At 70.2% G+C, this 12,054-nt stretch carries 11 protein-coding genes and 1 pseudogene; 8 read left to right on the top strand and 4 right to left on the bottom strand.

Translation table 11 applies throughout. The features are described 5' to 3' along the window. Nucleotides 1–6: 6 nt before the first annotated feature. Nucleotides 7–675: a peptidylprolyl isomerase gene (locus tag HW566_RS08855; RefSeq protein WP_178012162.1), complete on the bottom strand. Its 669-nt coding sequence runs from the start codon at nucleotides 673–675 to the stop codon at nucleotides 7–9. A gap of 121 nt (nucleotides 676–796) precedes the next feature. Here HW566_RS08855 and HW566_RS08850 point away from each other — a divergent pair, with 121 nt between their 5' ends. Further along, nucleotides 797–1,279 carry a hypothetical protein gene (locus HW566_RS08850; RefSeq protein WP_372955771.1) on the top strand — a complete coding sequence of 161 codons (483 nt, stop codon included), beginning with the start codon at nucleotides 797–799 and terminating at the stop codon, nucleotides 1,277–1,279. Nucleotides 1,280–1,324: 45 nt separating this feature from the next. Here HW566_RS08850 and HW566_RS08845 read toward each other — a convergent pair whose 3' ends face one another. After that, nucleotides 1,325–2,005, bottom strand: a complete 681-nt coding sequence (locus tag HW566_RS08845; protein WP_178012158.1) for a hypothetical protein — start codon at nucleotides 2,003–2,005, stop codon at nucleotides 1,325–1,327. A 313-nt stretch (nucleotides 2,006–2,318) separates the two neighbouring features. Here HW566_RS08845 and HW566_RS08840 point away from each other — a divergent pair, with 313 nt between their 5' ends. After that, nucleotides 2,319–2,810 carry an FBP domain-containing protein gene (locus HW566_RS08840; RefSeq protein WP_178012156.1) on the top strand — a complete coding sequence of 164 codons (492 nt, stop codon included), beginning with the start codon at nucleotides 2,319–2,321 and terminating at the stop codon, nucleotides 2,808–2,810. Between the two features lie 38 nt (nucleotides 2,811–2,848). On the opposite strand, the gene HW566_RS08835 is transcribed toward HW566_RS08840, so the two are convergent. Further along, nucleotides 2,849–4,354, bottom strand: coding sequence for an alanine/glycine:cation symporter family protein (locus HW566_RS08835; protein WP_178012155.1), 1,506 nt, complete (start codon nucleotides 4,352–4,354; stop codon nucleotides 2,849–2,851). A gap of 208 nt (nucleotides 4,355–4,562) precedes the next feature. Between HW566_RS08835 and HW566_RS08830 the strand changes: the two are divergent. Continuing rightward, nucleotides 4,563–5,093, top strand: a pseudogene (locus HW566_RS08830) (M24 family metallopeptidase); the annotation flags it as partial. A gap of 15 nt (nucleotides 5,094–5,108) precedes the next feature. Here the strand turns inward: HW566_RS08830 and HW566_RS08825 are convergent. Next, entirely contained in the window at nucleotides 5,109–5,819 is a 711-nt protein-coding gene (locus HW566_RS08825; RefSeq protein WP_256728645.1) for a Pr6Pr family membrane protein, read from the bottom strand. 118 nt (nucleotides 5,820–5,937) lie between these two features. Between HW566_RS08825 and HW566_RS08820 the strand changes: the two genes are divergently transcribed. The 5 genes from HW566_RS08820 (at nucleotide 5,938) to HW566_RS08800 (ending at nucleotide 12,042) form a co-directional block, all read left to right on the top strand. Then, nucleotides 5,938–7,290: a M20/M25/M40 family metallo-hydrolase gene (locus HW566_RS08820; RefSeq protein WP_178012151.1), complete on the top strand. Its 1,353-nt coding sequence runs from the start codon at nucleotides 5,938–5,940 to the stop codon at nucleotides 7,288–7,290. A 13-nt stretch (nucleotides 7,291–7,303) separates the two neighbouring features. Beyond that, nucleotides 7,304–8,059 carry a GNAT family N-acetyltransferase gene (locus HW566_RS08815; protein WP_178012149.1) on the top strand — a complete coding sequence of 252 codons (756 nt, stop codon included), beginning with the start codon at nucleotides 7,304–7,306 and terminating at the stop codon, nucleotides 8,057–8,059. 169 nt (nucleotides 8,060–8,228) lie between these two features. Continuing rightward, nucleotides 8,229–9,683 carry an HNH endonuclease signature motif containing protein gene (locus HW566_RS08810; RefSeq protein ID WP_178012147.1) on the top strand — a complete coding sequence of 485 codons (1,455 nt, stop codon included), beginning with the start codon at nucleotides 8,229–8,231 and terminating at the stop codon, nucleotides 9,681–9,683. A 539-nt stretch (nucleotides 9,684–10,222) separates the two neighbouring features. Then, on the top strand, nucleotides 10,223–11,278 hold the full coding sequence (locus tag HW566_RS08805) for an amino acid ABC transporter permease (RefSeq protein WP_178012145.1): 1,056 nt from the start codon (nucleotides 10,223–10,225) through the stop codon (nucleotides 11,276–11,278). Then, on the top strand, nucleotides 11,275–12,042 hold the full coding sequence (locus tag HW566_RS08800) for an amino acid ABC transporter ATP-binding protein (RefSeq protein WP_178012143.1): 768 nt from the start codon (nucleotides 11,275–11,277) through the stop codon (nucleotides 12,040–12,042). The genes HW566_RS08805 and HW566_RS08800 overlap by 4 nt, the downstream gene beginning before the upstream one ends. Nucleotides 12,043–12,054 lie beyond the last annotated feature (12 nt).

Raw genomic sequence — 12,054 nt, 5'->3', positions numbered from 1 at the left:
GGCGGGTCAGCCCAGCGTCACGCCGGTGATCGTCACCGTCGTGGCGGGTGCCCCGTCGGCCGCGCCGCCCTCGGCGCCGGCCGAGGCGACCTCGCGTACGACGGCCAGGCCCGCTTCGTCGAGCTGACCGAAGACCGTGTAGGAGGGCGGCAGCGGGGTGTCCTCGTACACGAGGAAGAACTGCGATCCGTTGGTGTCGGGCCCGGCGTTTGCCATCGCGACCGTGCCCGCGGGGTAGGTCTCGCTGTCGTCGAGCTCGTCGGCGTAGCGGTACCCGGGGCCCCCGCGGCCCGTTCCCGAGGGGTCGCCGCACTGCAGCACGAAGATGCCCGAGGTCGTGAGGCGGTGGCAGGGCGAGTCGTCGTAGTAGCCCTGCTCGGCGAGCGAGACGAAGCTGCCGACGGTGCACGGGGTGCGGTCTGCGTCGAGGGTCATCGGGATGTCGCCGACCGAGGTCTGCAGCACGGCCGCGACCTCGCCGGTGACCTCGGCCTCCGCGGGCGGGGGAGTCACCTCGCGCACGCCACCGGCGGCCTCGACGTAGGCGCATGCGCCCTCGGGAACGGCATCCGCTGTGGGCATGGTGTCGGGAGCATCGGATGCCGGTGACGATGCGCACCCCGCGAGGGTGAGGGCCGAGAGGACGAGCAGGGTGGAGCCGAGGCGAGCGCGCATGTCATGAGCCTAGGGCGGGGACGCCCCCGGCCACCGGTGCGCCACCGGTGCGCCGCGGGTGATCCGGCCCCCGTGCGCCGCGGCTCTGTCCACCGGGCGCGCGGAGTGGCACGATCGGACCGTGACGCCCGCGCCGCGGGCCGAGGAGGGGGTGGACATGGCCGGCAAGACATCGGGCGGAGCGGGGTTCTCCGACGAGGAGAAGGCGGCGATGCAGCAGCGCGCCGAGGAACTGCGTTCCACCAAGGGGCTCAAGGGGGCGGCCAAGCTCGCGAAGGAGCTCGAAGCCTGCGTGACCGCGATCGAGACGCTCGACGGCATCGACGGCGAGGTCGCCCGGCTGGTGCACCGGATCGTCTCGGAGGAGGCGCCCGACCTCGACCCCAAGACCTTCTACGGGTTCCCGGCGTACGCGCGCGAGGGCAAGGTCGTGATTTTCGTGCAGCCGAAGTCGAAGTTCGACACCCGCTACCCGACGCTCAACTTCGATGAGACGGCGACGCTCGACGACGGGGCCATGTGGCCGACGTCGTTTGCGATCGTCGAGGTGAGCGCCGAGGTGGAGCGGCGCGTGCGCGAGCTGGTGCGAGCCGCGGTCGACTGATCACCGGCTGTCCGCGGCGCGCGGGGATGGCGCGGTGATGCGGGCTCAGGCGAGGAGCGCCTCGGCGCGCACCGTGAGCGCGACGGCGACCGACGTCGAGAGCAGGCCCGCCGCGAGCAGCAGACCCGGGTGCGCGAGCCCGATCACGATCTGACGCGTGCGCGGCGCCTCGGCGAGGAAGTGCTCCGGGATGCGGTGACGCGTCGGCACGGCCGACCACCCGCGCAGGCGCACCAGATACGACGCGTACCGCAGGATCAGGACGCAGTACAGCAGCACCGTCACTGGGGGGACGATCATCGCGAAGATCTCCGCGGCGATCTCCCAAGCGGTCACGATGTCGGTGCCGCTCTCGTCCGTGAGCTGCACCGCGATCGCGCCACCGATCACGACCGACCCGAGCCAGAAGATGAAGGCGCTGAAGAGGGCGAGGAATCGCGCGAAGAAGTGCGTCAGGATCGACGGCTCGTACTCGAGATGCGAGCGCGGCGTCTGCGACAGCACGACGAGCGTCGCGACCAGCGGCGGCAGTGCCGCGGTCAGCGTCAGCACCGCCCGGAGCCATCCCGGTGCCCCGGCGAGGTCGCATCCCACGAGGAGCGCGACCACCGCCGCCATCCAGACCAGCCCGAGCGCGGTGGGGTGCGACGTCAAGAACGACGGGTGGTGCGGCTCGAGCCGCGCCCCCGCGCCATCGACGAATCGTCGGCCCCGTTCGCTGGTCATCGGGCCGATGGTATCGGCTCCCGCGCGCGGGGGAGGGGTAGCCTGGAGGCGTGAGTACCGTTCGTCTGCTGCCCTCCGGGCGTGAGGGGGTCTCCGGCGCGCTCAGCGCCGGCGGCACAGGCGCGGCATCCCTGCTCGTTCTCGCCGGTTGATCCGGTAGCCGCGTCGCGTCGACCTCCGTCCGTGATGCGGCCCTCCCCGGGCTCAGGGCGACGTCGTTCGCCCCGAGCCGTCACGATCGCGTTCGTCAATGCCGTTCCGGCCTCATGACGGTTCCGCGATCGTGCGAACGCGTACTCAGACAGGACCCACCATGTTCGCTCTCACCGAGAGATCCATCCGCGCCTCATTCATCAACGTCTCGCTTCGCGAGCGCAGCTCGCTCGTCGTCCCGTCCGGCCTCGGTGACATCGACTGGGACACCCGTGACTACTACGGCTGGCGTGACCCCAAGACGCCGCTGCTCGGCTTCATCGTCGCCGAGCTCGACGGCGCGGCCGTCGGCTTGCAGCTGCGCCAGGCCGAGCAGCGTACGCGCACGCGGCCGCAGTGCTCGTGGTGCTCCGACGTCACGCTGCCGAACGAGGTCGTGCTCTTCGCGGCGAAGCGCGCCGGCAAGGCCGGCCGCTCCGGCGACACGGTCGGGACGCTCCTGTGCGCGGGCTTCGAATGCTCGCGCAATGTGCGCCGGCTCGACCCGCCGCCCTACCTGGGCTTCGATGCCGGCGCCGCCCGGGATCGCCGCATAGAAAGCCTGCGAACCCACGTCGACAGCTTCTTCCGCGACTTGCGCGACGGGGCCTGACCGCACCCGCGGCTCCGACGGATGAGACTGCACTGGGTTCAGCGCGAGTCCCGTGAGGTGAGGCGGTCCCGGTGCTTCGCGGACTGTCGCGCGGCGACGGGGAGGTCGATCGGACCGGTGACCGTCAGCTCGTCCTCCCAGCACTCGATGCCGGTGACGCCCGGCAGGCGGTCCCGGGTGAAGACCGGGTCCAGCCCCTCGCGCCGCTGTGCGGAGTAGTCCTTGAGCAGCCGGAACGCGATGCCCGACAGGAGCCCGATCGCGATGAGGTTGGTCAGCGCCATGAGCCCCATCACCCCGTCGGCGAAGTTCCAGACGAGGTCGGCACCGACGACCGAACCTGCCAGGACCGCGCCCACGACGAGCACGCGGTAGCCGGTGAGAAGTGCACGACTCGTCGAGATGAACTCGATGTTCGACTCGCCGTAGTAGTAGTTGCCGAGGATCGAGGAGAAGGCGAGCAGGAAGATGATGATGCTCAGGGCGATGTTCGACCACTCGCCGAGTGTGTCGACGAGCGCACCCTGGGTCAGATCGATGCCGCGGGTGGCGCCGGCGAGATCGGGGACCGAGACCAGGATGATGAACGCCGTGATCGAGCACACCAGGAATGTGTCGAAGTAGACGCCGAGGGTCTGCACCAGGCCCTGCTTGACCGGGTGGGTGACGGCGGCGCTCGCGCCGGCGTTCGGAGCCGAGCCGAGGCCCGCCTCGTTCGAGAACATTCCGCGCTTGATGCCGGTCAGCACGATGTACCCGAACGCCGCGCCGACGACCTCGTTGAAGCCCCACGCGGACGTGACGATCTCGACGAAGACCGGCCCGACGCGGTCGAGATGCAAGGCCACGACGATGATGCCGAGGACGAGATAGGCGAGCGCCATGATCGGGACCAGCACCTGGGTGACCGAGGCGATGCGGCGGACGCCGCCGAACACCACGAGGCCGGTCAACAGTGCCACGCCGACGCCGACCGCCCAGGGGAGCCATGCGATGTCGCCGCCGACGCTCGAGCTGACCGTCGCGGCGATCGTGTTGGCCTGCAGCGAGCTGAACGCGAAGGGGAAGCAGATGATCAGGATGACCGCGAACCACACCCCCAACCACCGGGCTTTCAGCCCCCGCTGCATGTAATACGCGGGCCCGCCCCGGAAGCTGTCGCGGTCACGTGTCTTGTAGAGCTGGGCGAGGGATGACTCGATGAAGCTCGAGGCGCCTCCGACGAAGGCCATCGTCCACATCCAGAAGACCGCGCCGGGTCCGCCCACCGCGATGGCCGTGCCCACTCCGGCGATGTTGCCCACGCCGACACGAGACGCCGCCGAGATGGTGAACGCCTGGAACGCCGAAACCGATTGGGGTTTGCCGGCGCTGGTCAGGGGTGTCTTGTTCGTCAGCGTGCGGAACATCTCCGGCACCATGCGCAATTGCACGACCCCGGAACGGACGGTGAAGTACAGGCCGAGGAGGACGACGACCGGCAGGACCGCCCAGGTCCAGAGGTGATCTCCCCAGGTCAACAACCATTCGTTCACGGCATCCATGTGGGTCAGTATGACGACTCGGCTGCCGATTCCGCGACCATCCGTCGATCGCATCGGCGCGCGCCGAGCGTCACCCGGACGGCGAACAGCCCGTCGGCGACGACGGTGCGCGCGATGCCGACGACCCGGCTCAGGCCGACGGGACGGTGGTCGGCACGTCGGCAGCCGCGGCGTCGGCGGCGGAGACCTCCGCGGCGACCGCGTCGAGGTTCTGCACGGGATGCCGCGCGACTACCGCCTCGTGGACGGCGATCTGCTCACCCTCGACCTCGCGGTGATCAAGAACGGCATCGCCGCGGATGCCGCCATCAGCTTCATCGTCGGCATCCGCCGGGACGCCGACGCCGTCGCCCTCATCGATGCCACCGAGCGCGCGCTCGCCGCCGCGATCGAGGTCGCCCGACCAGGAAACCGGGTCGGCGACATCTCCCTCGCCATCGGCACGGTGCTCTCGGACGCCGGTTACTCGATCAACACCGAGTTCGGCGGGCACAGTATCGGCTCGGTCATGCACGGCGACCTTCACATCCCCAATACCGGGCGAGGAGGCCGGGGGTACGAGCTGCGGCCCGGGCTGCTGATCGCGATCGAGCCCTGGGCGATGGTGGACACGGATGTTCTCGTGACCGACGGGGACGGGTGGACGCTCCGGAGTTCCACCGGGTGCTTGACCGCGCACAGCGAGCACACCATCGCCATCACCGACGGCGCAGCCGAGATCCTCACTCGGCCGGTCTGATGCCGATTCCCGCCGTCACGGCGCGGACCGCATCGGTGACGCGTGCGCGCGCCGACGCGTCACCCAGACGGTGAAGAGCCCGACGGCGACGAAAGCGACCGCGATGCCGATGACGTAGCCGATCACCATGCCCCAGCCGCCCGGGTTGTTGGGGTTCACGAACGGGTAGGGGTACCAGAAGGGCTCGCCGGACGTCGGGTTGGTGACCAGCGGGCCGCGGATCAGCGTGTACGCGGTCCACAGCAGCGGGAACGCCACGACGACGCCCACGACGCGCCACTGCAGCGCGCGCCGACGGATGCCGACCAGCAGGTCGACCAGCAGGAAGAGCGGCGCGACCAGGTGCAGGACCTCGTTCGACCACGGCACCGGCTCGGAACCCTGGGGCAGCGTGATGCCGCGCAGCAGGGCGTTGTAGACGATGCCCGTGATCACCATGTAGGTGGTGGCGCAGGCGAGAGCCGCCGACAACCCGAGCGATGACTGCTCTCGGCCGGGGCGGACGAGGGATGTCGTCCCCGCGATGGCCAGCACGACCGCGGCGATCACGTTCGAGAGGATCGTGAAGAAGCTGAAGAAGTTCGCGAACACGGTGGCCACGTCACCGTCGGCTTCGGCCGTGCGGGTCAGCGATGCGACCAGCTGCGTCACGACGGCGGCGATGATGACGACCGCCATCGCCAGGCGGAGCGAGGACCACACCGTCGTCTGTGTCGAGGACTTCACGTGGGCACCATACCGCTCGCCTCGGACGCGTGAACGTTTGTGGCGCCCGCGCGTGCCGCGTCGTCGACGAGCCGTTAACGTCGCGGTGCGGCGTCCGTCCGCGACGGTGAGGAGCGTCATGACGACCGAGCTCGAACGCGAGGCGCTGGAGTTCGTGCGCGACCTCATCCGCATCGACAGCGTGAACACCGGTACCGCCGAGACGATCGGCGACGGCGAGACCCGCGCGGCGCAGTACGTGCGCGACCGATTGGCCGAGGCGGGCATCGCGTCGGAGCTCATCGAGCCCGTGCCGGGCCGCGGGTCGCTCGTCGCCCGCATCCGTGGATCGGATCCGGATGCCGGCGCCCTGCTGATCCACGCGCACCTCGATGTCGTGCCGGTGGCCGAGGCCGATTGGACCCACCCGCCCTTCGGCGCCGAGATCCACGAGGGGTACCTGTACGGCCGGGGCGCGGTCGACATGAAGGACTACGCCGGCACCGTCCTCGCCGTCGCGCGCCACTACGCCCGCGAGGGCATCGTCCCTCGGCGGGATCTCGTCCTCGCCTTCCTCGCCGACGAGGAGAGCGGCGGCATCTGGGGATCGGACTGGCTCGTGCGCAATCGGCCCGACCTGTTCGAAGGCGTGACGGAGGCGCTGAGCGAGGTGGGCGGATTCTCGGTTCCCCTCGACGCCCCGGGCGGGCGGGCGGACGATGGCGGTGCCGAGGTCGCGCACGAGCGCCGCGCCTACCTCCTCGCCGCGAGCGAGAAGGGTGTGGCCGGTGCGACCCTCGTCGCGCGCGGCCGTGCCGGGCACGGATCGCGACCGACGGGCGACACCGCGGTCGTCCGGCTGGCTCGAGCCGTCGCCGCGATCGGCGGACACCGGTTCCCCGTCGTGCGCACGGCGGCGCTCGAGGCGTTCCTCCGAGCCTTCGGCGCCGCGCGGGGCCTGGCGTTCTCGGACGACTCGCTGGAGGAGGACCTGGCGACGCTCGGCTTCGTCGCGACCCTCGCCGGCGCATCGACCCGGAACACCGTGACACCCACCGTGCTCCGCGCGGGCGGTAAGGTCAACGTCATCCCGGCGGAGGCATCGGCCCTGCTCGACATCCGGCTGCTTCCCGGTCAGGACGATGTGCTGCGGCGCGAGCTGCGAGAGCTCGTCGGCGACGACGCCGAGGTGATCGAAGGGCGGTGGTGGTCCGCCACCGAGGCGCCGCCCGACGCGCCGCTGATCGAGGTGCTGCAGCGGGCGGTCGCCGCGGAGGATGCCGACGGGGTCGTCGTTCCCTACCTGCTGCCGGCCAGCACCGACAACAAGCACTTCGCGCGCCTCGGCATCCGCGGGTATGGATTCGTGCCGCTGCGCGTTGCTTCTGACTTCGACGTGTTCGCGCAGTTCCACGCAGCCGATGAGCGCGTGCCCGTCGACGCGCTGCACTTCTGTGCTCGGGTGACCGAGCGCATCCTTCGGGACGCATGAGAGGACCCACCCCATGACCATCACCACCTCCCCGGTCCGCGACGGCGCCGACGTGCGCGACAACGCCGCCTGGCACTCCCTCGTCGGCGCGCACGCGCACCTGGCGATCGGCGATGACCTGGTCCGCCGGTATCCCGACGACGTCGCGGGATTCGTGGGCGTCCGCACCTGGGGGGACCCGGCCGTGTGGGATTCGCTCAGAGCGGTCGTGGGCTCGGGCAACGAGTTCAGCATCAGCTCCGCCGAGCCCGCGGGTGGTGCCGAGGGCGGGGCGGCTGGCTCGACCACGCCCCCGCCGGAGCTTCCCCCCGGGTGGGCCGAGACGTTCCGCGGGGCGGGCGTGCAGCTCGTCGAGACCGACCGGCTGCACCCGCGTCCGGACGACGAAGCGGTGGAGCTCGGCGAAGCGGATGTCGCAGACATGCTCGCGCTCGTCGAACGGAACCGCCCGGGCCCGTTCCGACCGCGCACCCACCTGCTCGGTCGCTACATCGGCATCCGTCACGAGGGACGGCTCGTCGCCATGGCCGGAGAGCGCCTCCGCCCCGGCGACTGGACCGAGATCAGCGCCGTGGCCACCGACGAGGCCTATCGCCGGCGAGGGCTCGCATCCCGCCTCGTGCTCGACATCGCCTTCCACATCCAGCAGCGCGGAGGCCGTGCGCTGATGCACGCAGCCGCGTCGAACGTGAATGCGATCGCGGGCTACGAGAAGCTCGGCTTCGAGCTGCGCCGGCGGACGATCTTCACGGGGGTGCGCGTTCCCTGATTCGCGGGTGGGGACTGCGCGCGTGCACGGTGTGGTGCGGCGTGCGGTGCGGCGCGGTGTGCGGCGTGCGGCGTGCGGCGATTCCTCCCCAGACCGCCCTCTTGGCGACCTTTGCAGAAAGGTACACATGTACTACTCGCATCGCGTCGTAGCCTGCGAAAATGGGAACATGCAAGCGAACCAAATCGAAAGTGGCGAGGCTGCGGGTGGGTCGCCCCACGCCGTCGCGATCGCCGGGTTCGTGGATGCGCTCGCTCTGGCGCACGTTGCGGAGATCGCTTCGGTGCGAGCCCTGGCTGAGCTGGGGCGGTCGGCGCTGCGCGAGGCGCATCGCGGCGGGGTGCGGGGCATGGCCTCCGACATGGAGTTGCGGTCGGTCGCTGCGGAGGCGGCGGGGATCGCGCGGCGTGGGGATCGGCGGGTGCAATCGGAGATCGATCACGCGATGACGGTCGTCGACGACTACCCCGCGATGTTCGCGGCGTGGGAGCAGCGCCTCGTCACCCGGGAGCACGTCGATGTTGTCGTGAAGGCCGGGCGGGTGGTGCCAGAGGAGGTACGGCCGCAGTTCGATCAGGCCGCGGTCGTCGTTTGCGGGCGGGACATCGCGACACGCGTCGCCGGGGCGTTGCAGAACCTGGCGGAGCGGATGCACCCCCGATCGTTCACCGAGCGGCACCGGGAGGCCGCGGCCGGGCGGTGCGTGCGGTTGTCACCGGGCCACGACGGGATGGCGGATCTGTCGGCGACGATCCCGATGGTGATCGCCGCGGGGATCTACGACCGGTTGACGCAGATGGCGCAGTCCGTGAAGGACGCGAGAGCGGATGCCGTAGGCGCGGATGCGGGTGCAGTGGATGCCGCGGGCGTGGATGTGGGAGCGATGGATGCCGCGGGCGCGGGTCCGGGTGCACTGGATGCCGCACGCGAGGGTACTGCCGAGGCGCCCGACACCCGGACGATGGATCAGCTCCGCGCGGACGTGCTCTCCGACCTCGTCCTCGGCGGTGCACCCGTCATCGACCCCACCACCGGGGTGGACGGGCGTGGCGCCCTCGGGGCGATCCGCGCGAAAGTGCAGGTCGTGATCACCGCCGACACCCTCACCGGCAACGACGAACACCCCGCAGAAGCGATCGGCACCGGACTGGTCGACGCCGACACGGTCCGGGAACTCGCCGGACAGACGGCGACATGGGACCGGATGTTCATCGACCCGGTCACCCGCACCCCGGTCGAGACCGACGCCTACCGGCCATTGCCCGCGATGCGGCGACTGCTGCAGACCCGCGACCAGCACTGCCGGTTCCCCGGATGCCGCAGAGCGGCGATCCGCTGCGAGATCGACCACACCATCGACCACGCCCTGGGCGGTCACACCCACATCTTCAACCTCGCCCACCTCTGCCAACGACACCACTCCATGAAGCAATTCACGAAATGGCAGGTCCGGCAGATCGGGGGCGGGGTGCTCGTGTGGACCTCACCCCTCGGGCGGGTCTACCGCGAAGACGTCCCCATCCCCGCGGTCTGCTTCACACCAGAACTTGCCGCCCCACCACGTCCACCCGGTCCACCCGGCCGAGGCGCCGGTGCACCACCGGACGCGCCACCACCCTTCTGAGTTTTTCGACCCGTTGAGCCCGCCCCTGATGCCGCCACTGTTCGGTGTGCTCCCCGAGTGGGACGATGAGTCGTGCTCTCCCCGCAGTCTCTCGACGAGTCCGATCGGCGCTGCGTCGCCGAGTGGGCGGCTGGCTGTGCTGAGCGGGTGCCGCCGCCTACGCAGCGAAAGCTCGCGAGCTCGAGACGCCCGGATCCTTCGACACCGAGGTCTCCTGGCAGCTCGCCTCGCTGACGCCGCGCTCCCGAGCGGTGCTCAGCCGGTTGCCCGCGGTCGGCTCCGACCACGCCGGGCCGCTGACAGTGGGCGGCCTGTTGGCGCGCGGGGTGCTTCGCGACGCCATCCAACTCATCCAGCGGGCTCTCGCCTGACTTCCCGGCGAGAGCCCCGCCCGTAGCGCGGCCACCGGCCCCGCGGCCCCCGTGTTACGGCGTATCTCGGTGCATTTCGGCATGTGTGGAGCGCCCGCGCCCGGAGCATCCGAATCCTCTTACTGTCGGTCGATCCGCTGCACCCCACCGCTCGCGAGGAGATCCGCCATGACCGACACCGTCCCGCGCGTCGATCGAGCCGGTGACGACGCCGTCACCGCTCCATCGCTGTCACGCGTCGACCTGAGCGACATTCCGGTCGTCCGCACCAAGCACTGGTTCCGGTGGGCCATCGCCGCGATCGTCGTGTTCGTCGTGGCCCAGTTCGTGTGGTCGCTCGTGACGAACGAGAACTACGAGTGGGACTACTTCGCGCAGTACTTCTTCTCCGACCCGGTGCTGCAGGGTCTGGGCCTCACCCTGGTCTACACCGCCGTCTCGGCGACGATCGGATTCCTGCTCGGCACCGTGCTCGCGCTCGCACGGCTCGCCAAGTCGCCGCTGCTGAACGCCGCCGCGTGGGGCTTCATCTGGTTCTTCCGCTCGGTCCCCCTGGTCGTGCAGCTGGTCGTCTGGTACAACCTCGGCTACCTGTACCCGACGCTCGGACTCGGCACCCCCTTCACGACCGACTTCTGGATCGTGGAGTTCCCCACGGTCCAGCTCATCAGCGCCTTCGCGGCGGGCGTGCTCGGCCTGAGCCTCCACCAGGCGGCATACTCCGCCGAGATCATCCGCGGCGGTCTGCTGTCGGTCGACCAGGGCCAGCTCGAGGCGGCCGCCGCCCTCGGCATCCCGCCGCGCCGCCGACTCAGCCGGATCGTTCTGCCGCAGGCGATGCGATCGATCATCCCCAACGCGACCAACGAGGTCATCGGGCTCGTCAAAGGGACCTCGGTGCTGTTCGTCATCGCCATCCCCGAGCTGTTCTACGCGGTGCAGGTGATCTACAACCGCAACAGTCGCGTCATCCCGCTGCTGCTCGTCGCGGTGGTCTGGTACACGATCATCACCACCGTCCTCAGCATCCTGCAGTACTACATCGAGCGGCACTACGCCCGCGGCGCGGTGCGGGTGCTGCCGCCGACCCCGCTGCAGAAGGCGCGTCACTGGATCGCGGTGCAGTGGGCGCGGCTGGGCGACGACGCGCCTGCACCCCACCCGCTCGCGGGGGCCGATGCGCCACCGGTCAGCACGCGTGCCACCCCCGGAGGAGAATCATGACCCGCGGCCTCGTCGAGATCCACAACGTGCACAAGAGCTACGGCGGTGTCGAGGTGCTCGGCGGCATCGACCTCACCGTCGAGCCGGGCGAGGTCGTCGCGATCCTCGGCGCCAGCGGCTCGGGCAAGTCCACGCTCCTGCGCACTATCAACCATCTCGAGACGGTCGACCGCGGCTCGGTCACCGTCGACGGCGAGCTCATCGGATACGAGCAGCGGAACGGAAAGCTCTACGAACTGCGCGAGAAAGCGGTGCTCGAACGCCGCACCCAGATCGGCATCGTCTTCCAGAACTTCAACCTCTTCCCGCACCTCACGGCGCTCGAGAACGTCACCGAGGCGCCCGTCGCCCTCGGCCGCCTGTCGAAGGACGACGCTCGCGATCTCGCCCTCGGCCTCCTCGACCGGGTCGGGCTCGGCGACAAGGCCGGTCACTACCCGCGGCAGCTCTCGGGCGGGCAGCAGCAGCGCGTCGCGATCGCGCGGGCGCTGGCGCTGAAGCCGAAGGTGATCCTGTTCGACGAGCCGACGAGCGCGCTCGACCCCGAGCTCGTGGGCGAGGTGCTCGACGTCATCCGCGACCTCGCCCAGCTCGGAACGACGCTCATCATCGTGACCCACGAGATCGGCTTCGCCCGCGAGGTCGCCGACCGCGTCGTCTTCCTCGACGGCGGCCGGGTCATCGAGCAGGGCCCGCCCGCCGAGGTGCTGGTGACTCCGAAGCATCCGCGTGTGCAGGAGTTCCTCGCCAAGGTCCTCGCCTGAGCTTTCCCCCTT

The sequence above is a fragment of the Microbacterium oleivorans genome (assembly GCF_013389665.1).
Taxonomy (GTDB): Bacteria; Actinomycetota; Actinomycetes; order Actinomycetales; family Microbacteriaceae; genus Microbacterium; species Microbacterium oleivorans_C.
Note: the sequence above shows the minus strand (reverse complement) of the source record. Positions and strands in the feature narration are given on the sequence as shown.

Excerpts from the sequence above, each read along its gene's own strand:
- HW566_RS08810 (WP_178012147.1), top strand. The coding sequence starts at position 8,229 with ATGCAAGCGAACCAAATCGAAAGTGGCGAGGCTGCGGGTGGGTCGCCC.
- HW566_RS08855 (WP_178012162.1), bottom strand. The coding sequence starts at position 675 with ATGCGCGCTCGCCTCGGCTCCACCCTGCTCGTCCTCTCGGCCCTCACC.
- HW566_RS08845 (WP_178012158.1), bottom strand. The coding sequence starts at position 2,005 with ATGACCAGCGAACGGGGCCGACGATTCGTCGATGGCGCGGGGGCGCGG.
- HW566_RS08800 (WP_178012143.1), top strand. The coding sequence starts at position 11,275 with ATGACCCGCGGCCTCGTCGAGATCCACAACGTGCACAAGAGCTACGGC.
- HW566_RS08840 (WP_178012156.1), top strand. The coding sequence starts at position 2,319 with ATGTTCGCTCTCACCGAGAGATCCATCCGCGCCTCATTCATCAACGTC.
- HW566_RS08805 (WP_178012145.1), top strand. The coding sequence starts at position 10,223 with ATGACCGACACCGTCCCGCGCGTCGATCGAGCCGGTGACGACGCCGTC.
- HW566_RS08815 (WP_178012149.1), top strand. The coding sequence starts at position 7,304 with ATGACCATCACCACCTCCCCGGTCCGCGACGGCGCCGACGTGCGCGAC.
- HW566_RS08835 (WP_178012155.1), bottom strand. The coding sequence starts at position 4,354 with ATGGATGCCGTGAACGAATGGTTGTTGACCTGGGGAGATCACCTCTGG.
- HW566_RS08820 (WP_178012151.1), top strand. The coding sequence starts at position 5,938 with ATGACGACCGAGCTCGAACGCGAGGCGCTGGAGTTCGTGCGCGACCTC.